General features: G+C 63.2%; 2 protein-coding genes. Both read right to left on the bottom strand.

Features of this window, described 5'->3' with window-relative positions; all coding sequences use genetic code 11:
• Positions 1-88: 88 nt before the first annotated feature.
• Positions 89-445 (bottom strand): creatininase family protein, encoded by a 357-nt coding sequence (locus ACWEO7_RS39315; RefSeq protein ID WP_452430904.1) that lies wholly within the window; start codon positions 443-445, stop codon positions 89-91.
• On the bottom strand, positions 442-1,761 hold the full coding sequence (locus ACWEO7_RS39310) for a helix-turn-helix domain-containing protein (RefSeq protein WP_452430903.1): 1,320 nt from the start codon (positions 1,759-1,761) through the stop codon (positions 442-444). Before ACWEO7_RS39310 ends, ACWEO7_RS39315 begins: the two co-directional genes overlap by 4 nt.
• Positions 1,762-2,096: the final 335 nt, after the last annotated feature.

Below are 2,096 nucleotides of genomic sequence, written 5' to 3'. Positions count from 1 at the left end.
AGTCTTTCTGTCGCAAGGAGACATGATCAACCAAGGGCTTCACCCATGATCACCCGGGGTATTGAAAACCCAGCCCAGAGGTTAAAACTCAAGCTTGGGCGATGTTCCCCAAGACGTAGTTGCCGCCGTGGGCGTTGACCAATACGAGGGTGGTGATTCCGGATCGGTCGAGTGAGCGACGGATGTCGCTGATGACGGCGATCAGGGTAGCCGGGCTGAGGCTGACGGTTCCGGCGAATGGCTCGTGCTCGTGTGAACAGGAGATCGTCAACGGCGGGAGGAGGAGTAACGGGTAGTTTTCGGCGAGCTGCCGCGCGATCAGGCAGGCGATGACGGTGTCGGTGATGAGCGGTAGATGGTCGCCGTGTTGCTCGAAACTGCCGACCGGCAGCACCGCGATGCGGGCGGCGGCGTCAGCGACGTCGGTTGAACTGGCAGTGGTCATCGACTCCACTCGAGGCTCCTACCGTGACGGGTTCGGGCACGTTGTGCGGTGCGTACCTGGTGGGTCAACTCCCGCGCAGCACCGGTCTGGCCCGCAGCGTGCAGTACGGTCGCCGTGGCGCGCAGCTGATTGAGCGTGCGGTGAGACCCGGTGTCGGCGACGATCCCAGCCGCATAACCTGCGACCTCCACCGCCTCCGACCACGAACCTACTCCTGCGTGCGCGTTGGACAGTCGGGCCAGTCCCATGCCTAGGTCGCGGCGGCCGTACGCGCTCCAGTCGCTCATCCGCTGTTCCGAGATCACCAGCGCTTCCTCGGGGTGCCCGAGTTCGATCCAGCACTGCGCAGCCTCCATTGCCACATACGCAGGTGAGCAGTAGCCAGCGAGATCGTCCGGGTCCTCGGCCGGCTCGGCCGCCGCTTCCGCCGCCCGGGTGAGCGCATCGACACACGCCATGACGTCGGCGCGCTCGCCTGATCGCGCGCGTGCCGCAAAGACATTCGCCTGCTGGCGCAGCAGGACGGCGCGCTGTTGCGAAGTGAGGGTGTCCGCGCGCAACAGTGCTTCGTCGATGAAATATGCTGCGTTGGAGAACTTCCCGGCGTCGCTGGCGATATTGGAACTCCGCATCAACACGTAGGCGTGGAACTGGACATCGTTCGTGGCCTTGGCATGCGTGAGGGCGATTTTGGACCAGGATTCGGCAGCTTCGAGATCCCCAGAGTCCTGCTGGAGCCAGCCCAGTAGTTCGGCATAGCGACCTGCCGCGTACTGCAGTCGGCGGCGACCTATGCTGCCGTCGCGGCTGGCGGCTAGGCGCTGGTCGATGAATGTGAGGTCGTTCCGCGCGACTCCGACCAAGTCATGTGGCCCCGCCAGCTGGTCGCGGACCGAGTGTCCGGCCAACGTGGAGAGCATCGCAGCTGCCAGTTGAGCTTCTGTCGGCGTATGGATTGCCGCGGCGAGCCGCTCTGGAAGCGCGGTGCTCGATCGCGGCGGCGCAGAAACGGCCTCCTGCTGATCGGGCGGAAGTTCGAACCACAGCAGCAGCGGGGGAATTCCCAAGATTCGCGCGTAAGTCGACAGCGTATCGAGGTTTGTCACTCGTACGCGACCTTGTTCGATCCGAGAGAGGTGTCCCTGAGTGATCGACAGCCACCGCGCCATATCCTCCTGGGTTACCCGATGGCGCCCATGGGGGATGACGTCGGTAGGCCCGGATGGCCTTGCCGATGTCGCGAGCGTCGAGTGCCTGGCGAAGGTCCCCCGACCACCATGCGTGATCAGGTAGCGAAGGCAGCCGATCGTCAGCACCGCGGCATCGGCCGCAGAGAAGCCCCGACGGCACCTGCGCTGCGCACCGCGGACACAAATCCGGTGCCGCATCGAAATCGACCATCACACAACCCTTCCCCCTCGATCAACATGAGTAGATCGGATGCATAAAACGTATGCATTTTCAGCGCTTCTGCTCTCGCTGGTCATGTCCCCAAAATCGTAGCCACCAGGTCGATGCTACGACGGCTCGATTCACATGAAGGGCGCTTATATTGACCCGGATCTAAATGGTTGAAGCGTAAACGGTGTGTGGGGCATGGAAGTAGCCGCGGACATGGCCGGGGAGTTTCTGGATGCGTCGGAAGAACGAC

The organism is Nocardia sp. NPDC004260 (assembly GCF_053603155.1).
Note: the sequence above shows the minus strand (reverse complement) of the source record. Positions and strands in the feature narration are given on the sequence as shown.